General features: G+C 46.8%; 20 protein-coding genes. 2 read left to right on the top strand and 18 right to left on the bottom strand.

What is annotated here, in order from left to right; translation table 11 throughout:
* Positions 1 to 3: 3 nt before the first annotated feature.
* The 12 genes from EJP77_RS17125 to EJP77_RS17180 form a co-directional block, all read right to left on the bottom strand.
* Positions 4 to 1,743 carry an alpha-glycosidase gene (locus EJP77_RS17125; RefSeq protein ID WP_127200469.1) on the bottom strand — a complete coding sequence of 580 codons (1,740 nt, stop codon included), beginning with the start codon at positions 1,741 to 1,743 and terminating at the stop codon, positions 4 to 6.
* 50 nt (positions 1,744 to 1,793) lie between these two features.
* Positions 1,794 to 2,633 (bottom strand): sugar ABC transporter permease, encoded by an 840-nt coding sequence (locus tag EJP77_RS17130; protein WP_127200470.1) that lies wholly within the window; start codon positions 2,631 to 2,633, stop codon positions 1,794 to 1,796.
* Positions 2,630 to 3,940 (bottom strand): carbohydrate ABC transporter permease, encoded by a 1,311-nt coding sequence (locus EJP77_RS17135; protein ID WP_127200471.1) that lies wholly within the window; start codon positions 3,938 to 3,940, stop codon positions 2,630 to 2,632. The genes EJP77_RS17130 and EJP77_RS17135 overlap by 4 nt, the downstream gene beginning before the upstream one ends.
* Positions 3,941 to 4,027: 87 nt before the next feature.
* On the bottom strand, positions 4,028 to 5,329 hold the full coding sequence (locus EJP77_RS17140; protein ID WP_127200472.1) for a sugar ABC transporter substrate-binding protein: 1,302 nt from the start codon (positions 5,327 to 5,329) through the stop codon (positions 4,028 to 4,030).
* 168 nt (positions 5,330 to 5,497) lie between these two features.
* Positions 5,498 to 6,526, bottom strand: a complete 1,029-nt coding sequence (locus tag EJP77_RS17145) for a LacI family DNA-binding transcriptional regulator (RefSeq protein ID WP_127200473.1) — start codon at positions 6,524 to 6,526, stop codon at positions 5,498 to 5,500.
* Between the two features lie 153 nt (positions 6,527 to 6,679).
* Positions 6,680 to 8,458 carry an aspartate--tRNA ligase gene (gene aspS / locus EJP77_RS17150; RefSeq protein ID WP_127200474.1) on the bottom strand — a complete coding sequence of 593 codons (1,779 nt, stop codon included), beginning with the start codon at positions 8,456 to 8,458 and terminating at the stop codon, positions 6,680 to 6,682.
* A gap of 552 nt (positions 8,459 to 9,010) precedes the next feature.
* Positions 9,011 to 10,255, bottom strand: a complete 1,245-nt coding sequence (gene hisS, locus EJP77_RS17155) for a histidine--tRNA ligase (protein ID WP_127200475.1) — start codon at positions 10,253 to 10,255, stop codon at positions 9,011 to 9,013.
* 820 nt (positions 10,256 to 11,075) lie between these two features.
* Complete coding sequence (locus tag EJP77_RS17160) at positions 11,076 to 11,558, bottom strand: hypothetical protein (RefSeq protein WP_127200476.1); 483 nt, start codon at positions 11,556 to 11,558, stop codon at positions 11,076 to 11,078.
* Positions 11,559 to 11,607: 49 nt separating this feature from the next.
* Complete coding sequence (locus tag EJP77_RS17165; RefSeq protein ID WP_127200477.1) at positions 11,608 to 12,117, bottom strand: type 1 glutamine amidotransferase domain-containing protein; 510 nt, start codon at positions 12,115 to 12,117, stop codon at positions 11,608 to 11,610.
* A gap of 180 nt (positions 12,118 to 12,297) precedes the next feature.
* Positions 12,298 to 12,789 (bottom strand): DUF2975 domain-containing protein, encoded by a 492-nt coding sequence (locus EJP77_RS17170; protein ID WP_127200478.1) that lies wholly within the window; start codon positions 12,787 to 12,789, stop codon positions 12,298 to 12,300.
* A gap of 131 nt (positions 12,790 to 12,920) precedes the next feature.
* Positions 12,921 to 13,367, bottom strand: a complete 447-nt coding sequence (gene dtd / locus EJP77_RS17175) for a D-aminoacyl-tRNA deacylase (RefSeq protein ID WP_127200479.1) — start codon at positions 13,365 to 13,367, stop codon at positions 12,921 to 12,923.
* Between the two features lie 16 nt (positions 13,368 to 13,383).
* Complete coding sequence (locus tag EJP77_RS17180; RefSeq protein ID WP_127200480.1) at positions 13,384 to 15,555, bottom strand: RelA/SpoT family protein; 2,172 nt, start codon at positions 15,553 to 15,555, stop codon at positions 13,384 to 13,386.
* 304 nt (positions 15,556 to 15,859) lie between these two features.
* Here EJP77_RS17180 and uraA point away from each other — a divergent pair, with 304 nt between their 5' ends.
* Entirely contained in the window at positions 15,860 to 17,149 is a 1,290-nt protein-coding gene (gene uraA / locus EJP77_RS17185; RefSeq protein ID WP_127200481.1) for a uracil permease, read from the top strand.
* Between the two features lie 140 nt (positions 17,150 to 17,289).
* Here the strand turns inward: uraA and EJP77_RS17190 are convergent, their stop codons facing one another.
* The 6 genes from EJP77_RS17190 to EJP77_RS17215 all read right to left on the bottom strand — a co-directional run bounded on the left by EJP77_RS17190 (position 17,290) and on the right by EJP77_RS17215 (position 23,881).
* Positions 17,290 to 17,802 carry an adenine phosphoribosyltransferase gene (locus EJP77_RS17190; RefSeq protein ID WP_127200482.1) on the bottom strand — a complete coding sequence of 171 codons (513 nt, stop codon included), beginning with the start codon at positions 17,800 to 17,802 and terminating at the stop codon, positions 17,290 to 17,292.
* A gap of 60 nt (positions 17,803 to 17,862) precedes the next feature.
* A complete protein-coding gene (recJ, locus tag EJP77_RS17195) occupies positions 17,863 to 20,274 on the bottom strand; it encodes a single-stranded-DNA-specific exonuclease RecJ (RefSeq protein WP_127200483.1) in 2,412 nt (803 codons plus the stop codon).
* Between the two features lie 36 nt (positions 20,275 to 20,310).
* On the bottom strand, positions 20,311 to 21,270 hold the full coding sequence (locus tag EJP77_RS17200) for a cation diffusion facilitator family transporter (RefSeq protein WP_127200484.1): 960 nt from the start codon (positions 21,268 to 21,270) through the stop codon (positions 20,311 to 20,313).
* Positions 21,271 to 21,368: 98 nt separating this feature from the next.
* Entirely contained in the window at positions 21,369 to 22,280 is a 912-nt protein-coding gene (gene secF / locus EJP77_RS17205) for a protein translocase subunit SecF (protein ID WP_127200485.1), read from the bottom strand.
* The gene (gene secD / locus EJP77_RS17210; protein WP_127200486.1) at positions 22,270 to 23,526 is read right to left on the bottom strand and encodes a protein translocase subunit SecD; all 1,257 of its coding nucleotides are present in this window, start codon (positions 23,524 to 23,526) and stop codon (positions 22,270 to 22,272) included. The genes secF and secD overlap by 11 nt, the downstream gene beginning before the upstream one ends.
* Before the next feature lie 97 nt (positions 23,527 to 23,623).
* Positions 23,624 to 23,881: a post-transcriptional regulator gene (locus tag EJP77_RS17215; protein WP_127200487.1), complete on the bottom strand. Its 258-nt coding sequence runs from the start codon at positions 23,879 to 23,881 to the stop codon at positions 23,624 to 23,626.
* Positions 23,882 to 24,122: 241 nt separating this feature from the next.
* On the opposite strand from EJP77_RS17215, the gene spoVB reads away from it, so the two are divergent.
* A complete protein-coding gene (gene spoVB / locus EJP77_RS17220) occupies positions 24,123 to 25,700 on the top strand; it encodes a stage V sporulation protein B (protein ID WP_127200488.1) in 1,578 nt (525 codons plus the stop codon).
* Positions 25,701 to 25,717 lie beyond the last annotated feature (17 nt).

The raw sequence follows: 25,717 nt of genomic DNA on the forward strand, positions 1-25,717 counted from the left end.
TGTCTATTGATTCAACCAGACTTTGAATTCATAGGCAGCCAGGATCTGCTCACAGATTCCATCCATTAGCTGCTTCTCACCACTGAAGACATCAACCCATCGTCCTTCCGCAAAAGATACTTGGACATTCGCTTGCTCAGATCCCGTATTCATCGCGACAATCAAGTGTTCATCTTCGTGCTGCCGCTCATAGACAAGAACCCTGGAACCCTTCTCGGCACTTTGAATTTGAAATGATCCATTAAATAGAGCAGCGTGCTCCCGGCGCAAAGCAATCATAGTCCGGTAAAATTCAAACAATTCCCGGTTCATCTTCTCCCGATCCCAGATCATCGGCCGGCGATTATCTGGATCAAACTCTCCGGCAAGGCCGATCTCATCTCCGTAATAAATGCTTGGAGCTCCGATGTGTGTGAGCTGGAAGGTCGCTGCCAGCTTCATCCTGCGGATGTCGTCCTTGCACAGCGTTAGCAGCCGTACTGTATCATGGGTATCCAGATGATTGAACGATGCCTCAGTTACTTGCTTGGGATAGCGGGCTATATAACCGCCGACTTTGGCTGCGAAGGAATAAGCATCATCATGTTCAAATACGAAGAAATCGAGAATCGCATTACATAGCGGATAATTCATCACACCGTCAAACTGATCCCCGAGCAGCCAGCTCATTCCGTCATGCCACACTTCCCCCAGAATATAGGCATCTGGTTTGACTTCCTTGACCACTTTGCGGAAATCCCGCCAGAAGGCATGATCCACCTCGTTGGCAACATCCAGACGCCACCCGTCGATATCGGTCTCCTCAATCCAGTACCGCCCCAGCTTAAGAAAATAATCCTTGACCTCCGGATTCGCCGTATTGAGTTTGGGCATCGTTCTCTCAAATGCAAAAGTCTTGTAGGTAGGTATTCCCTCAATGACCTGCAGCGGCCATTCCTGTATATGGAACCAATCATAATACCTTGATTCCCTGCCCTTCTCTAACACATCCTGAAAGTATGGAAAGGTAAACCCGGAATGATTGAATACGCCGTCCAGTATGACGCGAATTCCCCTGGCGTGGCAGTCTTTGACCAAATCTCGCAGTGTTTCTTTTGTCCCAAAATGCGGATCGATCCGGTAATAATCCTGTGTATCGTATTTATGATTGGTCGGTGATTCAAATATGGGGGTAAAATAAATCACGTTAACACCCAGCTCTGTTAAGTGGTCCAGATGATCGCGTACACCCTGTAAATCCCCTCCGAAGAAGTTATGATACTCTGGCTTGCCTCCCCACACTTCCGTCTGTTCCGGGTCATTGCTCACATCCCCGTTGGCAAATCTCTCAGGAAAGATTTGATAGAATACCGATTCCTTCACCCACTCCGGCGGCGTATGAATATCAACGGGGTGCAGGTATGGGAATTCGAACAGCCCCAGGTGCTCTGTTGGCGGGCTTTTGAGGAACCCTCTCTCCGTGAACCATACGCTCTCACTGCCTTCCGTCAGGAGGAAACCGTAGGACAACCTTCCATACTTCGGATGTACCTCTGCCTGCCAATAGTCAAATAACTCATCACTGGACAAGTGCTTCATTTCGGCTTTTTGCATGTGAATCCATGGTTTACATTTATCCCCGTACAGCACCTCTACCGTAAGCCGGTCCCCTCTTCGCGTCCGTAGGCGCAAATGAACCGTTTGCCCATCATATCCATAAGCCCAGCAATCTCCGGGTCTATGATATACCGCTTCTTTTAACATCAGATCTCTCCAGCTCCTTTTCATATTGCTGCTCAGAACTCCCGGCTCGGTCAGCCCTTCTCGGCTCCTGCCGTCAGCCCCTCCACCAAGAATCTCTGCAAGACAACAAACAATAGGGTGAGCGGAACGGCTACCAGAACGCAACCGGCAGCAAACAGCGTAAATTCTGTTGCAAATTTACCTTGTACGATTTTGAAGAGTCCAACCGCAAGGGTCTGTTTCTCCGGTGTACTTAACACCATATTGGCAAATATAAAATCAACAAAGCCGCCCGTGAACGAGGTTAGAGCAATAAAGACCAGCATCGGCTTGGACAGTGGAAGCATGATGCTTCGAAATACCGTGAAATGTCCGGCACCATCAATCCGTGCAGCATCAATTAAACTTTGGGGAATCGTATCGAAGTAACTTTTTACATATAGAAAGCCCATTGGCGCTCCCGCCGAATAGACAAGAATTAACGAGAAGTGCGTGTCAAGCAGGTGGAGCTGCATCAGCAGAATATACACCGCAATCATACTCATAAAGCCAGGAAACATCCCGATTACCAGCAGACTAAGCATCAGGTTCTTGCGCCCTCTGAATCTAAATTTGGAGAATACATAACCCGTGATAGTAACTAGGCAGGTGCTGAAGATCATGGTGAAGAAAGCAACTTTAAGTGTATTGACAAACCACTGGGCAAAGGGATACGTATCGAACAATTCTTTATAATGCTGAAGCGTAAAAGTTGTAGGGATCAATTGTTCACTGTACAATGCGGTTCCGGGCCTGAAGGAAGACATGACTACCCATAAAGCAGGGTAAATACAGGCTAAACCAACCAGGATCAGCCCCACATAACAAGCTAGATTTCCAATCTGGCTCTTTACTTTGGCTCCTGTTCTCATATGTTAATCTCATCCTCCTTGAAGGCTTTGGTTCTTCGAATGTTCACAATGGCAAAGGATGCCACAAGGATGAAGATGAAAATCCCGATAATGGACGCAAAATTGTATTTACCGGTATCAATCGTCAATTTGTACAACCAGGTAATCAGAATATCTGTATCTCCGGCAGACTGATAATCCGGATTTGCCGGGTTTCCGTTAGTCAATAGATAGATCAAATTGAAGTTGTTGATATTCCCTGCAAAGGACATGACCAGCAGCGGGCCAAATGAGAACATGACCGTTGGTAGTGTAATCGCTCTGAATTGCTGGAACGAGGTCGCTCCATCAATTTGAGCAGCTTCGTAATAATCTCGTGATATTGTAGAAAGAATACCGATAACCATAAGCATCGTGATTGGAAAGCCGATCCAAACGTTCACCATAATCACGGTTAACTTGGCCCAGAACGGATCCGTCAGCCAAGGCAGATCGCTCAGGCCAAAGTAATTCAAGTATTGATTGATCGGTCCAAATTCCCCGTTGAACATATTGCGCATGATAAGCAGAGAAATGAACTGTGGAATGGCGTAGGGGATAATGAATAACGTCCGCCAAAATCCCTTAAGCCGGATTCCCCGTTTTTGCACCATCAAGGCTACACCAAAGCCCCCGATAAACGTGGTTAGCGTAGCGCAGATTGTCCAGACTGCGGTCCATAATACAACACCGAAGAACGTGTGGTTCCAAGCTTTTATCGTAAAAATGTCTTTGAAACCACCAAAACCAATCCAATTCACAAGCTTTGCTGGCGGCAGGTAATTCGGGGACGAATAATTCGTGAACGCAAGGAAAATCATGAACAAAATCGGCATTACCGTGAAGAAAATTACCAGCAGGATAGGCATGGAAATGACCAGATGCGGAAAATGCTTGCCGGTGATACGCTGGCAGGTAGCTTTGAAATTCGGTGCTGCAGTGCCGCTCTCACGCAGCTTGCCTACAACATAAGCATCCCGAACGTTCATTACATAGACAACGAGCAGTACGAGGGCGGCCAGAAATACAACCATACCTTCAATCATAAGAAAGATAGAATGGTCCCCCCGTACATTGACATACAATCTCCCCACCTTCTCCAGGTGATCCGCCCGTTCTCCAAGCGTTGTAATCCCCCAGATCGCCCTTGGAACATACAGCGCAACACGGAGGGCAACCAAATGTACTATAAATAATAGAACTCCCTTTATTAACTGGCGATTATAAATTTGTCCAAGTCCCATCCCAATTAGCGATAAAACCATCGCCCATTTTCGATGCTGGATCATTATGCCTCATCTCCCGTATGGCTAAAAGTGGGGACGTCATCCGAAGGAAAATGAACCCCGAATGACGTCATTCTGAAATAAAGGACATTATTTATGCAGCGTCTTCATCCCTTCCTTCATGCTGTTAACTGCATTATCCAGCGTAGCCTTTGCATCATTTCCTTTCCAAATGAGTTCCAGCGCATTAGCCATTGGAGCCCACACCTGCTGCATCTCGAACAAGGTCGGCATAGCTACGGAATGTTTGAATTGTTCTATCGCTCCGGTTACCATTGGATTTGCCTTGATCGCAGGCTCATTCTCCATGCCCTTGCGAGCAGGAATAAATCCGGTCTTCTCAAAGTTCTTGAGCAGAGCTTCCTGGGTTGTAACATATCTTGCGAATAACTTAGCTGCATTCGGATACTTGGAGTAAGCACTTACATAATAGGCTTTGACACCAGCAAAGGTCTTAGGAATCTCTCCGTTCGGGAATTTAGGCAGAGGGATCATGCCAACTTCAAAAGGCAATTTAGAGAAGTTGCCGATGTTCCATACCCCATCCAGGTTGATCGCCAGCTTGCCTTCCTGGAACAAGGCCGTTTTCACATCCGTAGTTGCATCAGCAGCTTCCATAGGCAGGATTTCGCGCATGGATTGATAATATTTCATCGCTTCAACCGCTTCCGGGCTGTTCAGACCAATATCATTCGGGTCGGTATTGTCTTTGCCAAAAATATACGCTTTGAAGCCGGAGAAGAATGGAAATGCATAATACAAATTGTTCAGCTGCATCATAAATCCGTATTTTTTATTTTTGACATCTGTAAATTTCTTAGAGAAGCTGATGATATCATCCCAGCTGGCCAAATCACTTTCTTTTACCAGTTTCTTATTGTAGTACAAGGCATAGGTCTCCATATTTCTTGGATAACCGTACAGAATGCCATCCTTGGTCACCGCGTTCACCGCTGTTTCTTGAAATTCCTCCCGAGTCTGGGCCTCATAGAAATCATTCGGGAGTACAAATCCGCCGGCCACGGCCTCACTCAAATTATCATGCGGAAGCACCAGAACATCAGCACCAAGCCCTGCTGGACCGTCTGTTTTCATTTTTTTCATCTGCTCGGGTGCACCCTGCTCCTGAACCTGCACCGGTACTTTGTATTTATCGCTAAATTCCTTAGCTATTTCGTTCAGAAAAGGAACCCCGTCCTTGCCATCCCATACCAGCAGCTTGGCTCCCGGTTCGGGGGTCAGTTCTTCCTGCCCTTCGGCAGTTACTGCGGTCTGTTCTGTCTGACTCGTTTGCTTCACGGGGTTACCGCCATTCTCATTCCCTGAACAGCCTGCCAAACTAAACACAAGAATGATAGATAATAATAGGAAACTCCATTTCTTTGTCTTCATTAAATAACCACCCTTCAAATGATCGATTATAAGATGAAACATTTAATCATACTACTTTTATGAAATTCTCTTTGTATTTAAGAATCCAGACGAATGGATCACCTCCTTCATGGAATTTAGAATTTGAATTTTGATTAATCGTTTAATCATCTAGCAAAAAAATATAGGTTAACTATATTTTTTGTATGGAATCGTGCTTTGGCGAACTGTGAGACTTACCGGAAGCACGACACTCCGTTTCATAGATGATTCGTTACCCTTAATTTGATCCAAAAGCATCGATACCGCGATCTGCCCCTTACTCACAACATCCTGCTTGATTGTGGTCAATGAAGGAATCATGTAATGTGCATAAAAGATATCATCGAAGCCAACGACTGAAATATCATTCGGGACATGGAGTCCGATATCATGCAGACCCCGGATCAGACCCATAGCGGTAACATCGGAAAAGGCAAAAATCGCGCTAATGCTCTCCTTAAATCCAACTATCTTCTGTGCCGCCTGATATCCGCCTTGTATGGAGGATGCCTGCTCAAATATAAGATTCGGATCGCTCTCTATGCCGGATTCTTTCATAGCCCGCAAATAGCCCTGGTATCGGAGATAGTTAACCCCGCCCTCTTCCAGCTTTCCGGTAAGCACACCAATTGCTTCGTGGCCGAGTCCAATTAAGTGTTTGGTCCCCAAATATCCTCCAACCTCATCATCCAGATCTATTTGATACAAATCAGGATTAGTTAAATGGCTATCCAGAAAAACGCAAGGGATTCCCGTCTCTAATATTTTGCGGTATGCGTCTGACTGCTCATATCCACCAACTACGATCATTCCGTCCAAGTGGCGTTGACGTACAAATGAGAAGTCTTCGTCATCTTCAATACCTACCAGAATCACCTGCACTTCATGATGCCTAGCTCCATTCTCTACACCGCGAACAAGCTCCCAATAAAACAGATTATCCTGCAGCATCCCCTTCTCGATAAAAGGAACAACAATCGCAATGAGGTGTGAGTTCTTGTCCTTCAAGCTGCGCGCCGAAGCGCTCGGCACATATTGCTGCTCTTGTATGACTTGATTCACTCTGCTGATCGTCTTGGCAGATACCCTCCCTGTTCCGTTGATGACATTCGACACGGTTGCGATGGATACGTTTGCAATTCTGGCAATGTCCTTGATTGATACTTTATTGTTCATGTTGGCTCCTAACTTGATTAAACGTTACATCAATTAATTAGATTAAATCACTGAGATAAATAATTGTCAATTACTTTTTTGTAATTCCCCAAAGCCCATACAAAAAACCCCGAATGATAAAGAGATCACCCGGGGGATAAGTTAAATTATTATTTATTTCTTCTCTTCTACCGGCTTTTTGGCCAGCTTGATGTGAAGCTGATCGATCTGTGCTGCATCCACTTCGGAAGGAGCGTTCATCAGCAGATCCGTAGCACTTGCTGTTTTCGGGAAGGCAATAGTCTCACGCAGGTTCGTACGGCCAGTTAAGAGCATAATAAGACGGTCGAAGCCAAAGGCCATTCCCCCGTGTGGAGGAGTTCCGTATTCGAATGCATCAAGCAGGTATCCGAATTTATCCTGTGCTTCTTCTGGGGAAATGCCCAGTGCTCTGAACATTTTTTCCTGAATCTCACGTTTGTAGATACGCATGGAACCGCCGCCCACTTCATAACCATTAAGCACAAGGTCATACGCCTGGGCAAGAATTTTACCCGGATCTGTATCCATAAGGGCGATATCCTCTTCGCGCGGACTTGTGAACGGATGGTGCTCAGCGACATAACGCTTCTGCTCTTCATCCCAGCCAAGAAGCGGGAAGTCTACAACCCATGCAAATTTGAATTTGCTGTCATCGATCAGACCCAGCTGGCGTCCGATTTTGAGACGAAGGTTCCCGAGCACGTCAGCAACCACTTTCTTCGTATCCGCAGAGAACAGCAGCAGGTCTCCCTCTTCAGCTCCTGTACGCTCCTTAACGGCTTCGATCTCTTCTGGTGTAAAGAACTTCACGATAGGCCCTTTGAACTCGCCGTCTTTGACTTGAATCCAGGCAAGACCTTTGGCACCGTAGCGCGCAGCGAACGGTCCAAGATCGTCAATTTCTTTACGACTCCAGGTTCCACAGCCTTTTGCGTTAAGAACTTTAACCTCGCCACCTTTTTCGATGACGGAAGCAAATACTTTAACGCCGCTTGTAGCTACAATATCACTTACCTGAATAAGCTCCATATCAAAGCGCAGGTCTGGCTTGTCCGAGCCGTATTTGCCCATGGCATCTGCATAGCTAAGACGCTGGAAAGGTGCTTCAATATCGACATTGATCGTCTCTTTGAACACACGAACCACCAGCTGCTCCATCATGCCCAGCAGCTCATCCTGAGTCAGGAAGGAAGTCTCGATGTCTACTTGAGTAAATTCAGGCTGACGGTCTGCGCGGAGATCCTCATCACGGAAACAACGAGCGATTTGGTAATAACGCTCCAGTCCAGATACCATTAGCAGCTGCTTGTACAGCTGTGGAGATTGCGGAAGTGCAAAGAACTCCCCGGCGTGCACACGGCTTGGCACCAGATAGTCTCTTGCGCCTTCAGGTGAGCTCTTGGTCAGAATCGGTGTTTCTACTTCAATGAACTCCTCATTATCCAGGAAGTCACGGAATACCTTGGCTGCTTTGGAACGAATCCATAGCGTTTTTTGCATTTCCGGACGGCGCAGGTCCAAATAACGGTATTTCAGACGAACGGATTCATCTACTTCCACCCCATCTTCGATGAAGAACGGAGGTGTTTTGGCTGCGTTAAGTACTTCGATTTCAGTAACCTGTACTTCGATTTCACCTGTAGGCAGGTTCGGATTGACGGTCTCGGCAGCACGCTTGACAACTTTACCTTGAACGGCAATGACATATTCACTGCGGACGCGGTCAGCAATCTGGAGAGCTTCTCCGGAGTATGCTGGGTTAAACACGACCTGTACAATCCCGCTACGGTCACGAAGGTCGATGAAGAGCACGCCTCCAAGGTCACGGCGAGTCTGCACCCATCCGTTCAGTGTTACTGTTTCTCCAATGTTCGCGTTGCTCAGAGAGCCGCTTTGATGTGTTCTTTTCACTTGTATATTCCTCCTTGAGTGGTTGACCCTCCCAAACCCTCCCTAATAGGGAGGGCCCCAAGGGCTCTGCCCTCTGGACACCCTGAATTTTGATGAGGGAGCCAGGTGGGGCGGTTTCTTGGATAGGGGGAGCATGGATTCGCTTGTCGTCCCTAACGGGACCCGCTTGGCTTAGTTCGTACTTGGATACGAATAAAACGTTGGCGGATAGTGATAATTTGGTGCACTGGTGTATATGTTGACGTAATAGCCGCTTGCCGTCCCGTTGGGACCCGCTCTACGTTGATGCTGCAGTTTTGAGTTCTACTTCGTGCGTGGTGCGCTCTCCCTGCGGGATTTGCTGGGGCTCCTGTGCGAGCTATTTAGTGCCACTTCGCGAGTGGAACTCTCTCCCGCGGGATTCGCTGGGAGGCGGTAATGCTTTATAGTAGTGATGCACCGAGCAAGTGCTCCCCCTCTGGCACGGGTCACTGCGACGAGCATGTTAATGCTACGAAGCTGAGACCCTTGCCTTACGGGAGATACTCGACAGTGTTCTCTTCATTCTTACTCCTACTTGAGCTCGTTCGCCAGATCCTCCAGCTTTACCGTGCGCTGCTCGCCGGTCTCCATGAATTTAACCGCGATCTCACCACGGGCCAGTTCGTCATCCCCAAGAATGGCGGTATAACGGGCCTGCATACGGTCAGCTGATTTGAACTGAGCTTTCATTTTGCGGCCCAGATAGTCCCGCTCAGCAGATATGCCCGCTTGGCGAAGCTTGAACAGCTGCTTGGTGATTTCTTTGTCGGCCTCCTCACCAAGGGCAACAAGATACACATCCAGCGGCTTGATGCCTTGAATCTGGATGTTCTGATTCTCAAGAATCAGCTGAATGCGCTCCAGACCAATGGCCAAGCCTACTCCTGGCTGATCTGGTCCTCCCACCTCAGCGACCAGGCCATTGTAACGTCCGCCGCCGCCAACCGTATCAATAGCCCCAATACCTTGGGCTTTATACTCAAACGCAGTCAGGGTGTAATAATCGAGCCCGCGTACCAGACGGTGGTTAATGCTGTAATCTACCCCCATCTCGGTCAAATAGGCCTTTACACGTTCAAAATGGCTCAGACATTCTTCATCAAGGCTGTCCAGAATAGAAGGTGCGTTCGTGAATTTGTCTTGATCTACCTTGCAATCGAGCACCCGCATTGGGTTACGGTCGATTCTGGATTGACAATCCTTACAGAGGCTTTCCCTCATAGGTGTCAGAAAAGCAATCAGCTTCTCGCGGTAATCCGCGCGGCTTGATGGATTGCCGACCGAGTTAATCTCAACTGTGACGCCCTGCAGCCCCAGTTCTCTGCACAGCTCATATCCCAGCGAGATCACTTCCGCATCGATTGCAGGATCAATCGCACCAATGGCTTCAATCCCGAACTGATGGAACTGGCGCTGGCGGCCGGCCTGAGGACGCTCATAACGGAACATGGGACCAATGTAATAAAGCTTGCTTACATCGGGTTCCCCGTACAGCTTGTTCTCCACATAAGAACGAACGACCCCTGCTGTTCCCTCAGGTCGGAGCGTCATACTGCGATCTCCTTTATCGAGGAAGGTATACATTTCTTTTTCGACTATGTCTGTGGTCTCGCCAACACCGCGTTCGAAAAGCGAGGTCTGCTCGAATATAGGTGTGCGGATCTCTTGGTAATTAAAGCGCCGGCATAGATCTCTAGCTTTTTCTTCAATGAACTGCCACCGCTCCACTACGCCAGGCAGCAGATCCTGGGTACCTGTTGGTTTTTGAAAGCCCATGGTTTATCCTCCACTTTATTATCGTAATAACGGATGAGCAAGCCCGCTGAGTAATCAGCATATCTCAAAGTCCGTGTAAAAAATAAAAGTCTCCCACCCCTGTTATAACAACAGGGACGAGAGACTGGATATCCATCACTCGTGGTGCCACCCACATTCCGAACAACCGCAGTCAACTTTCTAATCAAAGCCTGATTACAAGAAAGTTACATGCCATTATCCGCTTTATACGGTTAACGCCCGCCTACGTCTTCAGCTACTAAGATGGTTCATGGTTCGCTGTCGATTCTCTGGGAGGTCTTTTCATACAGTCATCACCGGAATTCTTACAGCCGGACCTCATCAAGTGAATATTTCACAATAAAGGTTCTGGAATTCCTCTCTGTGGGCTTGGAGCTGGATTACTTTGTCCCGTCATAGAAGTTAAAGTATGGTTAGTGATACATAGAAGTTTTTATCATTGTAAGAAACACAGACCACAAAGTCAAGACTCTAGGAAAGAAAAAAACCTGTCGGCATCGCCGCAGGTCCAGTCATGATATATTAAAAGGGGGTCATGCTTTTATTATAGACAGCCAATGTTAAGGAATCATGAAGTGCAGATTACAGTTATGTTACATAAAAGAAAGCGTTTTATTTGTATGATTAACCTTGCTGACTTGTAACTTTAAACATAATCCTGGTGTCGTAAAAAACACCTTCAAAATCATTCCGGTCTTATGACGGAATATCATTTGAAGGCGTCTTTAATTATCTACACGACAAGCTGTCTAATTCTCTTAGAACCGTCTTGCCGCTAAATTTTTACCTAGGCTCTTGATTAATCAAGCAGTTCCACATAGGCTCCTTGGGAGCGAAGCTTGTTAATAACACTGTCCACTTCTGTCTCTTTAACCGTAGCACTAAGCACATATTTCAGATCATCATAGTTATAGTTAGATGAGACTTGGCCATCTTCCCTGCGGTCACGCTGATGCTCATCATTCTCTGTATCCATATAGCCGTTATCTGTTCGATTATTCGCCTCATCGCTTAGGGCAGCAAGTGGGATAATGGCCTGAGGACCATTCGTACCTGTGAAGCCGGAAGCTCCATATGCTCCGCTGCCCAGAACCGCACCTCCGACAATCGATGTTCCCAGACTATTCGAAGCTATCACGGGGCCGAGCAGATTGTTATTGCTTGTCAATGTATTTTCCAGGACCCCAGTCTCCAAATGCTCTGTTTCGAAAGAGAGCAGACTTGTCTTAGCCCCTTCAGCCTGGCTTTCCGTCTCAAAATACGCTTGGATATGTTTACTCATATTAATCTCTCCTTTGTCACATTTGGATGGTGAGGCTTTAGCTCCTAGATTACGATAATTTTCTTAGTATTTCCCGAACAAAAGCAGGTTCATCTTTAGGGGTACGTGAGGAAATGAAGTTCCCATCCACGACAACTTCCTTATCCTCAAAATTAGCTCCCGCATTAACCACATCATCCTTGAGTGGTGGGTACGAGGTTAACGTCCGTCCTTTGGCAAGCCCGGCACTGATCAAAATTTGAGGTCCGTGACAGATGGCTGCGATCGGTTTCTTGGCCTCATCTGCCTTCTTAACAAAGCTGAGAACATTTGAGTCCAAACGGAGATTCTCTGGAGAAGAACCACCGGGAATAACAACCGCATCGTAATCCGCCGCGCTAACGTCAGAGATCGATTTATCGGTTGTATATTCTGCTTGTCCCTGCTTGCCTTTCAGTGTCTCTCCAGCTTTCAATCCTATAATTTCAACCTCATGTCCGGCTTTCTTAACTTCGTCATAAGGAACCTGCATTTCGGAATCTTCAAACGCATTGGCCAGTAAAAAAGCTACTTTGCTCATGGGTATGTCAATCTCCTTTCCGTGACTGTCCTTCGCTTGTTATTACCCGATTGGCTGTCATTTATAACAAGAGAGGCTTGCTGTTCGAGCTAAAGTCCTTGTTAATCTTTATAAGTAAGCTATGCTAAATTTTAATGTTGTTATTTGACCATAAGAAAACCGCCTTGGAGAAAAGGCGGTTCATTGGGCTATTGTTAAATTATTTTCTGATATCATGTTAATTGCTTCTTGTAGAAGCCGTTGGAGGACAGCAGCAAATACGGCGATTACCAACGAAGCAAAAATGATGATGAGTCCCATTATTGCAATAGGTGGGTCAACTTTCTTCGCTATAAAATGAAAGAGCGGCAATCCTAATACATACAAACTACTGATTGTAATAGCACAGTACTTTATGTTCTTTAACATCTTTACAGATAATTCCGAGAACGCTGTGTTCTCATCAATGTACCGTAAAAGATTAAAACTCTGATAGAGAGCAAAGTAAAAAGGCACAGCCGCTCCATACATCACAATGAAAACGAGATATTCCATCGGGACAAAATTTGGATACAATTTTGCTGCAAAATTTGCCATATGGGGTACTAAGAATATACACAAAGCAAGCACTGCAATTCCTGCCAGAACAATAACCGCCCTTAAGAAGTTGGTTGAACCCCGTTTAACATTCATGTATAACACCTCACTTATTAATTTTTTACAAAGAAATGTTCTTATGAAGTTTAACATAACCTATAAAAAAACCGCCTCTCCCGAAGGAACTGCGGTTGAATCCATGAACAACTTTGCACTTATAGAGCTACTTAGGCTTGAGGGCTGTCCAAGATTATGGTTACTGGTCCCCAGTTGGTCAGCTCCACGTCCATATCGGCTCCAAATTGGCCTGTCTGTACTTCAAGGCCTTTAGCCCTTAGCAGCTCATTGAACCGATCATAGAGCACCTCAGCCGTCTCAGGCCGGGCAGCAGCCATGAAGTTGGGACGCTTGCCTTTACGGCAGTCTCCATAAAGTGTGAATTGCGAGACAGAGAGAATGCTCCCGCTGATGTCCTGGACGCTCAAATTCATTTTCTCATCATCATCTTCAAAAATCCGGAGCCCCGCAATCTTATCCGCCAGATACGTCGCATCCTTCTCTGTGTCCTCATGTGTGATGCCGACCAGCAGCATGAGCCCCGCGCCGATCGCGCCGACTACTTCTTCTTGAACCTTAACCTGAGCCTGCTTGCATCTCTGTATGACCACTTTCATGTCTTAAGCTGCCCCTTTATTGCATAATCCGGTGAACGGTATAAACATCCTTGATCCGCTTAATTTTATCGACTACGGATTGTAAATGCTCTGTATTGCGGATCAGAATCGTCATGTGAATCAAATCCATCTTGTTCTTGTCCGAACGTCCGGACACGGCAGACATATTCGTCTTGCTCTCCGATACAGCCTGCAGTACTTCATTCAACAATCCACGGCGGCTGTGCCCGGTAATCTCGATGTCCACACTGTAGTTGGCCTCAATGGATTCTTCCCACTCGACCTCGATCACCCTTGCGGCTTCCTCCCCGTCCTCTTGAGAAGGAATATTCGGGCAGTCGGTCCGGTGAACCGAAACGCCTCGGCCGCGAGTAATATACCCAACGATATCGTCGCCCGGAACCGGATTGCAGCATCTGGCGAACCGGACGAGCAGATTATCTATTCCTTTTACGGTAACCCCGTTCGTCGGCCGCTTCTTCTCCGCAGATGGGGCCTTCATTTCCTTGACTTCCGAAGTCAGCTGGATAATGCCGGCCTCTTCCTGCTCCTTACGGAGCTTCTCAGTTACCTTGGTACATACCTGTGAGGCAGTAAGTCCGCCAAAACCAACAGCAGAGAGCATATCTTCCACATCGTTGAAGGCAAATTTCTTGGCTGCCTCCATCAGTTTGTCATCCGACATATACTGGGATGGGTCAACACCTGCACGCTTCAATTCACGCTCGACCGCTTCCCGGCCCTTCTCTACGTTCTCTTCCCGCTTCTCTTTCTTGAACCACTGCTTGATTTTGCTCCGTGCATGAGAAGACTGGGCAATCTTGAGCCAGTCCTGACTCGGTCCGTAGGAGTGCTTAGAAGTCAGAATTTCTACAATGTCCCCGGTCTTCAGCTTGTGGTCAAGTGGAACGATGCGGCTGTTCACCTTGGCTCCTATCGTTCTGTTCCCTACCTCGGTATGAATCCGGTAAGCGAAGTCGAGCGGCACAGATCCGGCTGGAAGCTCAATAACTTCCCCCTGCGGTGTAAACACAAAGACTAGATCTGAGAAGAAGTCCATCTTGAGCGACTCGACGAACTCAGAAGCATCCTTGGCTTCGTGCTGGAGCTCGAGGATCTCTCTGAAGAACGGCATCTTTTGAGGTCCCGCATTCTCGGATCCCTCTTTGTAAGCCCAGTGCGCCGCGATCCCGAATTCTGCAGTTCTGTGCATTTCATAGGTGCGGATTTGAACCTCTGTCGGTTCTCCAGTAGGTCCAACCACCGTAGTATGAAGAGATTGGTACATGTTCGCCTTCGGCATGGCAATATAATCCTTGAACCTGCCGGGCATCGGCTTCCACAAGGTATGAATAATTCCCAATGTAGCGTAGCAATCCTTGATATTATCTACAATAATACGAATTGCAAGCAGATCGTAGATCTCGTTGAACTGCTTGTTCTTCGTGGACATTTTCTTATATACACTGTACAGGTGCTTGGGACGGCCGGAGAGGTCCGCCGAGATTCCCATTTCAGCCAGCTTTTCTGAGATTCGTGAGATTACATTCTCAATATATTCCTCGCGTTCTGCGCGCTTCTTATGCATCAAATTAGCGATACGATAATACTGCTGGGGATTTAGATATCTTAAGCAAATATCCTCCATCTCCCATTTGATAGCCGAAATACCAAGTCTGTGTGCAATCGGGCAAAAGATCTCCAGCGTCTCATAGGCGATTCTGCGCTGGCTCTCCTCAGATTGATACTTAAGCGTCCGCATATTATGCAGCCGGTCAGCAAGCTTAATAACGATGACCCGGATATCCTGTGCCATCGCGATGAACATTTTGCGGTAGTTTTCATTTTGCTGCTCTTCCTTGGATTGAAACCGGATTCGTTCAAGCTTCGTCAGGCCGTCCACGAGCATGGCACAGTCGCTGCCGAACTTCTCCTTGATCTCCTTAAGAGATACGGTAGTATCCTCCACGACGTCATGAAGCAGAGCTGCGATAATGGACAAGGAGTCCATCTGCATGCCCACGACAATTTCTGCAACCGCCAGCGGATGCAGTATATAAGGTTCGCCGGATTTCCGCACTTGTCCGTGATGGGCTTGTTCAGCGAAATCATAGGCTTCCCTGATACAGATCATATCCTGTTCGTTAATGTAGGCAGATGCCTTTTCGAGTAATCGCTCAATGCCCATTGAATCTTATTCGTTTCCTTTCCTGGTAACAAGGCATACGCCTCTTCAAGAAGCCGTATCCCTATTTTTATTTTCTATAATTATGACGCTTGGGAGGTACCACGTCAACTCTTGAGCCATCAATACGGCAGGTAATTTGCTAGAAAGGAGGGAATTTCTTGATATTTGTTGTTGTAAAATGTCGATGATGTCATTAATCTATTAAAGATGCACAGACTATGTGAATTGGACTAAAGACTCCGTGATCGTCTTCTTGCTCTTTAGTTCATCCCACATAAGCTAAAAAAGAGGAGTGACTTTAATTTTGCAGCGCGAAATACAAGTGAATGAGAAAGTACCTTTTGGGCCAGGGGTCTTACTGAGCCTGCAGCATTTGTTCGCCATGTTCGGCAGCACCGTGCTTGTGCCCAATCTGTTCCACGTAGACCCGGGTATGATCCTGCTGATGAACGGGATTGGAACCCTGCTGTACATTCTTATCTGTAAAGGCAGAATTCCTGCCTATCTGGGTTCAAGCTTTGCCTTTATCTCTCCAGTTCTGGTAGTCCTTGGGGCACATCCCGGAGAAGGATACAGTATGGCACTAGGTGCTTTTATTATTACAGGCATCATCTTCGTCCTGGTAGGTCTGCTGGTGAAATATGCTGGAACCTCCTGGATTAATGTGGTATTCCCTCCGGCGGCCATGGGAGCTATTGTCGCGATTATTGGTCTCGAGCTTGTTCCGGTAGCCGCAGGCATGGCGGGCATTATCAATCCGGATCCTACCAAGCCCTGGATACCCGACATGATATCAATTCTCCTCTCCCTCGTAACCTTGGGAGTAACCATCATTGGGGCTGTATTGTTCAGAGGATTCCCCAAAATCATTCACATTCTGATCGGTATTGTAACAGGCTATTTGCTCGCCTACGCTCTGGGAAGAGTGAACACGAACGCTATAGCAGAGGCGCACTGGTTATCCTTCCCTAAGGTAACTACCCCTCACTTTGATCTCTCAGCGATTATAACTATAGTTCCTGTAGCGCTGGTTGTTATTGTAGAGCATATAGGTCACCTTCTAGTGACCAGCAATATCGTGGGCAAGGATTTGTCCAAGGATCCAGGACTTCATCGTTCGCTGCTCGGCAACGGGATCTCGACCATTCTGTCCGGTTTCGTAGGCTCAACTCCAAATACCACCTATGGTGAGAACATTGGTGTTATGGCTCTGACCAGAGTGTACTCGATTTATGTCATTGGAGGAGCTTCAATCTTTGCAATCCTGCTCTCCTTCTCAGGGAAGTTCTCGGCTGTTATCGCCAACATCCCTACACCTGTTATGGGCGGGGTCTCCATGCTGCTCTTTGGCGTGATTGCGGCTTCAGGTCTCCGCATCTTCGTCGAACAGAAAGTCGACTTCTCTAAAGCAACTAATATGATTCTTGCTACCGTGATTCTTGTAATCGGAATCAGCGGCACCAAGCTTACAATTGGAACCGTTGAACTAAAAGGAATGGCACTGGCCACCATAGTGGGAATCCTGTTCTCCCTGTTCTTCAAGCTGATTGAAGTCTTAGGACTGTCAAACGACAAGGAAGAAGCTTCACATTAAGACTTATTAAACAACTTAAAGAGAGCCCGACTAAAAGCAATAGCTTTAGTCGGGCTCTCTTTGCAGATCAGACTTGCGGATGGTCTACCTTTACGGCTGGGATATTTCCCGGGAAAGTTACGCCTTCCGCAACTCAATAATTAATAAGTAACCAGGGATACAATATCGACTCCTGGAAGCTTCGCACGTCCGTTCAAATCTGCAAGTTCGATCAGGAATGCGGCCCCTGCAATGTTACCTCCGAGCTGCTTGACCAGCTGAACAGAAGTAGAGATTGTGCCACCTGTAGCCAGTAGATCATCAGCAATCAGAACATTCTGACCTGGCTTGATGGCATCACTGTGCATGGCCAGACGGTCCTTGCCATATTCCAGATCATATTCAATCTCTATCGTATCCGAGGGGAGCTTGCCGCTCTTGCGAATAGGTACAAAACCAACACCCAAAGCATAAGCAAGCGGTGCACCTACAACGAATCCACGAGCTTCCGGACCGGCAATCAGATCAATTTTCATATGGGCGACCATTTTCTTTAGTTCATCAATCGCTTGACGATATTTGTCCCCGTCATTCAACAAGGTGGTGATATCTTTAAAGCTGATCCCCGGTTGCGGGAAGTCCGGAATCACTCGGATATAATCTTTGAAACTCATTCTAATCTCTCCTTCTAGTCTTAACCAATCTAAATTGTAGGCAGCTTGCACAAGCATGGATCAAGAAACCCCAGCAGCATTTCTAGCTATTATCCATTCTGCCACTTGAGCGGATTTCCCATGTAACAGCATGTGTTCCATTTCGGCCATTGAACCTATTGTTCTATATCGAAGCGAACTATCCAGCGGCTGTTTGAACGGATTAGGATTAAGCACAATTTTGCCATTATCCCTGCTTAAAAATTGGAGATCTTCAAATACTTCCAGTGTAAGTCTAAGCATTCGGTTAGACATTCCTGTTTGGCGGGCCAAGCGGTTTAGAAGCTGCTCCTCCGTCATGGCTGCAGATGCAAATGCACGAATCATGGCATATACCTGCTTGAAGCTGTCTCGTGTTGGAATCTCAATCCGTTCATACTTGTCTTGATGTCCATGAACTAATATAACACGCTCAAGCTGTGGAAAAGAAGCAAATACGGAATCAAGTTGCTCCGTAGTTTCCGGAAGCTCCAGCATGAACAAGCTGGTGATCGAGGCAGCTTCTTTATTATTATCGGAATATCCATGAGGCTGGATTAATCCAGCGTCTTTATCATATACCCAAAGGATAGAATCCTCCAAATTACTGCGGTAGCGATCCGCGGATGCCTGCCTGCATAAAGCAGCACTCCCTGCAGATTGCCCGGATTTCAGTCTCTCCAACTTCTTAGCAAATTCATCAATAATACCCAGTGGTGATGGAGATGACCTGAAGTCAAAGACCTGTAAATGAGAAACAGCTAAATCCTGAATCATCAACTGAGGTTTAACTGAACCATTCCATTCGTTAACTCCGGCCTCAACAACAAGGTCAATACGGGCACTCTCTGTCAGAAAATCTGCAAGATGGCCCTTCCCAAAGGCAATTGCTTCTATAACAGCCCCATTTTGCCTTAAGCTAAGCTTCAAATGATTGCTCTCTCTTCCCATCTTGCGGCTCTCTACAAGAGCCGCACCCCGAATAACCATCCGAGGGCTTGGATTATCCATGCCGAAAGGTGCCATGATCTCAAGCTCTCTAATCAAGGGTATCGAGATTTCATCCAATGTACATTCCAGATCAGCTGTAATAACCGGAATGAAGTGCTCCTCGTTCAGAATGCCTGCCGCATACTCATTCAAACGCTGATCGAAAGCCTTTAGCGAATCTTTATGAAGCGACATTCCAGCTGCTGCCGTATGTCCCCCGTAATGGTCCAGGAGGTCTGCACATTCAGTGAGAGCTTCATAGAGATCGAACCCAGGGATTGAACGAGCAGAGCCCTTACATTCTCCCGTCTCGGGATGAATACCTAGAATAATCGTTGGACGATAATAGCGTTCCAGAATTTTGGAAGCCACAATTCCCACCACTCCCACATTCCAGCCTTCACCTGCGATAACTATGACGTCAGGAATTTTCTTTCCGTTCTGAATATCATCGTCCAGGCGCCTGACAGCTTCCTGCACCATATTCTCTACCATCTGCTGTCGTTCCCGATTTAGAAGGTCCAGTTCGGTTGCAATTTCTTCGGCCTCATCATGGTCTTCTGTTGTGAGTAGGCTCACTGCGCGCTTGGCATGACTGAGCCTGCCGCTCGCATTAATCCGTGGCGCCATACTGAAACCTACCGTTGTTGAGTTTACCGAACTTTCTTTTCCACCGGCTACCCTCAACAATGCAGCTGCGCCGATTATAGGCTGCTCCGTCATAGACTGCAGTCCCCTGCTGACCAAGACGCGGTTCTCATCCACTAACGGCATCAGATCCGCTATGGTTCCTAAGGCAACCAATTGAAGCCAATCTTCCGGTACTTGCCGGATAAGAGCGGAAGCCAGCTTATAAGCTACACCTACTCCAGCCAGCCCCTTAAAGGGATATGGACAGGTTGGCAGCTTCGGATTAATGAGAGCATAGGCCTCCGGAAGCTGAGCGGGCGGCTCGTGGTGATCGGTAACAATCACATCCATCCCGAGCGCATTAGCATGTTCGATCTGGTTCACTGCACTTATACCGGTATCTACCGTAATGATCAGAGAAACTCCATTTCGCTTGGCTTCATCGACAGCATGAATATGCAATCCGTACCCTTCTTTGGAACGATGGGGAATGTAGTAGTCGAAAGAGGCACCAAGGTGGCGCATTAACCGGATCATTAGCGAAGTAGACGAGACGCCATCTGCGTCATAATCTCCATAGATAAGAATATGCTCCTTCGACTCGATGGCACGAAGAATCCGCGGAACAGCCTCTTGCATTCCGCTTAACAGAAAAGGATCATGCAGTTCGCCCAGGCTCCCGCGTATGAACTTGTCTGCCGATTCTGGATCAACCAATCCACGGCGAAGAAGCAGCTCCGCAAAAACAACTGATATGTTCATATCCGATGCAAGCTGCTCTGCCTTCTGCCGCTCCGACTGCAGACATTTCCAATTGTATTTGGATTTGATCACATCATAACTCCCCTTCCTTACAACAAACCGGAATTGCTATTGAAGCAAGGTAGGTATGTCTGTATTAGAATTCTCATGGTTCGATTTGTACGGATAGACCGGATCATAGGGAATAACGTGGATATTCACATCACTCACATGAGTAAAGCGATGCATCAGCAGAACTTTAGCCCGGGTAGCAATATCCTTTGCTTCCATAACCGTGATCCGGGGATTCACACATATTTTGGCTTCAACAGCAACGTAGTGGCCATGCTCATGTGCCCGAAGATCCTCGACCATAATGACTCCATGCACCCGCTGTACGGTTTCAATGAAACTAGCTGCATCCTCATCCTGGAGCTCCTGTATCAAGGTTCCATAGATTGATGACGTAACCATACGATAGCCTTTCCACAACACAAAACAGGCAATTAAAAGCCCGGCAGCCGGATCGAGATACAATAAACCCTCAATATCAAGGGCGCCACCAGCCATAGATCCGAACACGCCAATCAGCAGGACAATGGAAGAGTACAAAGAGAAACGGCGAGTCTCCACAAACGCACTGCTTGGTTCTTCCTCATATTTCTTAGACTGACGGGACTGATACTGAAATACGGCCTCTTTGAGTGCTACAGCTATAACTACAGTTACTCCAGACATATAGTCCGGAGCCGCAACATCTCCGCTCGACATTTCTTTAATGGCTGAAATGGCCATTTGTAAGGCACCCATTAGTAGAAAAACAGTGAAAATAATGGTGAGGAGCGGATCCCCCTCGTTAGACGATTTCAAATACCGTCCCCTCTGAATGCTGCGTTCTTTGAATCCTGGCAGCTGGATCTTCCCAGACAACCCTTCAGCCGCTTCAGAAGCTGAGTAAAGCGCGTCCCCTATTAAAGCTTTACTATCACATAACAGTCCCACTACACCTTTAAATATAGCCAATGTAAAATTGTTTATGATTCCGGTCCATGCAGCAGCTTCGGAATGAGCGGCATACTTGCTAGTCATAGAATCCCCCTCCTGGGTCACTGACATGACCGCGAGAGAGCAGAAAGCCGCGTCACACGCAGACGCGGCCTTCTCTCATGCTCTGGCGGATCATTTGATTAAGTCGTTGTTTTGGACGGTTTGGATTTAACATTCTTCTGCAAGCCTTTAAGACCATACCAGAGTGGGCTCGCAATAAAGATAGATGAATAAGCACCGCACAAAAGTCCGATTACCATGGCAAGTGAGAACATACGGATCGACTCACTTCCGAAGATAAGCAAACATACAGAGGCAATAAACACGGTAAATACGGTATTGATTGAACGCGTCATGGTTTGAGAAATACTCTTGTTCACGACATCATGCAAATCCGTATGGGTTTTGATTTTGGCAAAACGCATATTCTCACGAACACGGTCAAATATAACGACGGTATCGTTAATGGAATAACCAACAATAGTCAGCACCGCAATGATGAAGGTTAGATTAACCTCCAGGCGAAGGATCGAGAATATACTGATGACCAGAAAAGCATCATGCAGCAGCGCAACAATCGCAGCAACCGCAAACCGCCATTCAAAGCGGATCGTGACATATACAATGATACCTAAGCTCGCCAGCAATACCGCGTAGATCGCGTTCTGCTGAAGTTCACGAGCCATTTCCGGATCAACCGTGTTGACTTCGGCCGAAGCGTTCTTGTCGATATCTTTTACCAGTGCCGCTTTAAGATCAGACTCTTGGTTAGAAGTCAGCACCTCAGGGAAACGAATATTCACGCGTCCGCTGCCAGGTGTGATCTGAACATCCTTCTGATTGAGCTTGGTCTCTGCAAGCACCTTCTCGATATCCTGTTTAGTCACGTCTTTGGAGACCTTAACGTCCACATTAGAACCAGAACGGAAGTCTACGCCATAATTCAGTTTGAATAAGGAGAGGCTGATAATACCGGCAATCGTTAGTACGATGGAAAAAATATAGAAATACTTACTTGCTTTAACGAAGTCATAATTCCATTTAGAGCGCACTGATTTCACTCTCCTTTACACCAAGCATTCTCGGGCTCTTGATAATGTTCCCCTTAACCAGAAGATGCAGGAGATATCGGGAGAAGAAAATGTTCGTAATAATACTTACAATTAAATCGAGCATCAGGACAAAAGCAAAGCCTTTAACAGCACCCGTACCTAGACCAAACATAACTGCAGCCGCGATAAAGGTGGTTACGTGAGCATCCATAACGGTACGGAAGGAGATTCTGCTGCCGGCTTTCACTGCGGACAGAATGCTTTTCCCGCTTCTAAGCTCTTCTTTAATCCGCTCGTCAGTGATGATGTTGGCATCTACAGCCATACCTATACCCAGGATAAATGCCGCAATACCCGGCAGGGTTAGCGTTACACCTGCAAAATAGAAGAATGCAATTAGCAACCAGGTGTACACAATCAAGGTAAAGCTTGCGACCAATCCAGGAATCCGGTACACCAGAATCATGAACGCCAGAATGATCAGCGAGCCAATGATACCCGCTTGCAAAGTTTGATCCAGCGACAATTTACCCAGCGTAGCACCGACACTTTGTGAATATTTCTCTGTCAATTTGAGCGGCAGCGCACCCAGATTGATCTTGTCACTCAAATCCTTGGCCTGCTCCTTCGTATATCCTCCGCTGATGGAAGCCGTTCCGTCAGAGAGCACAGCTCGTACTACTGGAGCATAGAGCAGCGTATCGTCCATGAAGATTGCAAGCTCCTTATTAAGGAGACGCTTCGTGATATCTGCGAGCTTCGACTTATCTTTAACTTTAATACTTACTTCATAAAATGTGTTCAATTGGTCCGGATGGTAAGAGGCACCATTCTCGGCGAACTCATTTCCGTACAATTCAATTTTGTTGTATTGATCTGCACTCTTCTCTGTTCCATCCTTGCTTCGGAACGTTAGTGTTGCAGGTTCTTGCATTTTTTCACGAACAACCTTCTCGTCGGTTACACCAGGCATCTTCAGACGAATGCGGTTCGTCCCTTCTGTCGTAACGTCAGGTTCACTTGTTCCGAGCTTATTCGCCCGTTTCTCAATGCTCTTAGCGGTCTCTTGCAAAGCATCCTTCGTTACCTTGCCACCAGCTTCGATCGGTGTAGCTTCATACAGGATCTCGAAGCCTCCCTTTAAATCTAGGCCAAGGTTAATGTCTTTAAGCAAATTGGGGGTTGTCCCAACCATAACCGCCGTGGTCACAACCACAACGACTAGGAATGTGATGATTCTTTTCATCCCGTTCTTTGTTCCCCTTTCATTCTCAATATTCCTATTATATCACGTGGTAAAAGACCGTCAATTTATCAAATATTGTCGGACAAAAAAAATCCCATTAATCAAAACGGGATCCACGATAGGCGGAAAGCGTTAAAAAATTCATAAATTGTGTCGCTTTCAGTGACATGATGTCATTCACAAGCTGGTGAAGTGGCGGGATGCCTGACTTCTCATATTTTGAACTGATACAATCCCAGATGTCCGAATGGGTAACGTGCTCATAGCCAATCAAATGGAATTCCTCCGCTTTGCTCCGGCAAAGCTGCTCAATAGACTGGATCAGCTGTGCTTCGGTGATATCTTCTTCGTCCATGGGAGTCCTCCTTCTTAACCACATCTCTGCAGCTTTCATCTCTATTACATTCCACTTCATCTTACTAATTCCTGCCTGACAAGTCCAGGCATTTTGGGGATATCCTGATTCTGGACGTATAAGCTGTATTCTGATTTTTGCGAAACGGTGTCATGAACCCGGACAGCTCCAGCATATGGATAGGTTAGAGCATGTCTATATACATGTTTAGGAGAAGACACATGGGGGAAGAGGGAGAAATGTGAATAAGCAATCTTTTATCCATGGGACAATGATTCTACTTGCAGCGGGTCTAATCAATCGTATTCTTGGTTTCATCCCCCGCATCATTCTGCCGCGTATCATTGGGGCTGAAGGTGTTGGGTTATACCAGTTGGGGTATCCATTCTTCCTGGTTATAGTCACGATCATCTCGGGTGGAATACCGCTTGCAATAAGTAAGCTTGTAGCTGAAGCAGAATCGGCAGGACAGCCAGAACGATCCAGGATCATTCTCCGGACGAGTCTTATTTTCTCGATAAGTGCGGGGTTTGTGTTCACCTTCTTATGCCTGTTCGGAGCCTCTTGGATTACCCAGAACATTTTGCCGGACAGCCGGGTATACCATACCTTTATCAGTATGAGCCCCATGATCGTTATTATCGCTGTATCTTCAGTCTATCGGGGGTATTTCCAGGGCAAGCAGGATATGATTCCATCGGCCACCTCATCCATTATGGAGACATTAACACGTATTCTATGTGTATTGTGGTTCTCCTATTTATTATTTCCTATGGGTGTCGCCTATGGAGCAGCAGGGGCCATGCTTGGCGTTGTAGCGGGTGAAATCGTTGGCATGCTGGTGCTGCTGTGGCAGATGAGAAGATTGAAGCGTCTTAATCGAAATGAGCATCCTGAAATCCCGGTAGAGCCGATACAGTCCAATCATCCCAATTCAACCCGAAGAACCTTAAGACGGATTCTCGGGATCGCTTTGCCAGTGACAGGTGGGCGGCTCGTCGGCTCACTCTCTTACCTGCTTGAATCCATTACCACTGCTCAAAGTTTGGCCATGGCTGGAATAGCTACAGCAATTGCAACCGCTCAATACGGAGCTCTCCAGGGGATGGTTATCCCGCTATTATTGCTGCCTGGAGCCCTGACTTCCTCTCTGGCCGTATCTTTGGTTCCTTCTCTTGCAGAAGCTCAAGCCCGTGGAGATATGCGGACCATTCACAAAAGACTGCATCAATCCATCAAGCTCGCCTTAGTATCAGGAGCTCCCTTTGCTGTAATTATGTATGTAATGGCAGAACCCTTGTGCGTTCTGCTATATAAGAATAGTGAAATCGCCGGTATGTTAAAGCTGATGGCCCCATTTGCGCTGCTGATTTATTTACAGGGACCGCTTCAGGCTGCTCTTCAGGCTTTAGATCAACCCGGAAGAGCATTAACGAATACCCTAATTGGTGCAGTCGTAAAAATAGGCTTGATCCTTTATCTGGCATCAAATCCGGCACTTGGCATCTATGGAGCCATCATTGCGATTATCGTCAATATTATTATCGTCACGCTTCTTCATGCGGTCACTGTGGCAGTTGCTCTCAAATATCATGTACCTTGGCTCGATTTCTTTAAAATAGCCGGAGTGATGATCATTATGGCGGGAGCGGTCAGCCTCATCTATCATGAAGTCTCTCTAGGATCTCAGATATGGCTAAAGTTTACGGCATCCGCTGCACTTGGGGGAATCCTCTATCTCCTCCTTACAGCTTTGCTCGGACTTGTTGACCGCAGTGATTTACAGAGGGTGCCTTATATTGGAAAGTGGTTTACCTGATCATTATCTATTTCAGA

Source organism: Paenibacillus zeisoli, from assembly GCF_003994465.1.
Lineage (GTDB): Bacteria > Bacillota > Bacilli > Paenibacillales > Paenibacillaceae > Fontibacillus > Fontibacillus zeisoli.

What these genes read in the sequence shown, in the direction of transcription:
- EJP77_RS17170 (WP_127200478.1), bottom strand. Translation starts at nt 12,789, where the DNA reads ATGAATGTTAAACGGGGTTCAACCAACTTCTTAAGGGCGGTTATTGTT.
- EJP77_RS17135 (WP_127200471.1), bottom strand. Translation starts at nt 3,940, where the DNA reads ATGATCCAGCATCGAAAATGGGCGATGGTTTTATCGCTAATTGGGATG.
- dtd (WP_127200479.1), bottom strand. Translation starts at nt 13,367, where the DNA reads ATGAAAGTGGTCATACAGAGATGCAAGCAGGCTCAGGTTAAGGTTCAA.
- hisS (WP_127200475.1), bottom strand. Translation starts at nt 10,255, where the DNA reads ATGGGCTTTCAAAAACCAACAGGTACCCAGGATCTGCTGCCTGGCGTA.
- EJP77_RS17125 (WP_127200469.1), bottom strand. Translation starts at nt 1,743, where the DNA reads ATGTTAAAAGAAGCGGTATATCATAGACCCGGAGATTGCTGGGCTTAT.
- EJP77_RS17215 (WP_127200487.1), bottom strand. Translation starts at nt 23,881, where the DNA reads ATGGACGAAGAAGATATCACCGAAGCACAGCTGATCCAGTCTATTGAG.
- EJP77_RS17160 (WP_127200476.1), bottom strand. Translation starts at nt 11,558, where the DNA reads ATGAGTAAACATATCCAAGCGTATTTTGAGACGGAAAGCCAGGCTGAA.
- EJP77_RS17145 (WP_127200473.1), bottom strand. Translation starts at nt 6,526, where the DNA reads ATGAACAATAAAGTATCAATCAAGGACATTGCCAGAATTGCAAACGTA.
- secD (WP_127200486.1), bottom strand. Translation starts at nt 23,526, where the DNA reads ATGAAAAGAATCATCACATTCCTAGTCGTTGTGGTTGTGACCACGGCG.
- EJP77_RS17200 (WP_127200484.1), bottom strand. Translation starts at nt 21,270, where the DNA reads ATGACTAGCAAGTATGCCGCTCATTCCGAAGCTGCTGCATGGACCGGA.
- EJP77_RS17190 (WP_127200482.1), bottom strand. Translation starts at nt 17,802, where the DNA reads ATGAGTTTCAAAGATTATATCCGAGTGATTCCGGACTTCCCGCAACCG.
- EJP77_RS17140 (WP_127200472.1), bottom strand. Translation starts at nt 5,329, where the DNA reads ATGAAGACAAAGAAATGGAGTTTCCTATTATTATCTATCATTCTTGTG.
- EJP77_RS17165 (WP_127200477.1), bottom strand. Translation starts at nt 12,117, where the DNA reads ATGAGCAAAGTAGCTTTTTTACTGGCCAATGCGTTTGAAGATTCCGAA.
- EJP77_RS17180 (WP_127200480.1), bottom strand. Translation starts at nt 15,555, where the DNA reads ATGGGCATTGAGCGATTACTCGAAAAGGCATCTGCCTACATTAACGAA.
- EJP77_RS17130 (WP_127200470.1), bottom strand. Translation starts at nt 2,633, where the DNA reads ATGAGAACAGGAGCCAAAGTAAAGAGCCAGATTGGAAATCTAGCTTGT.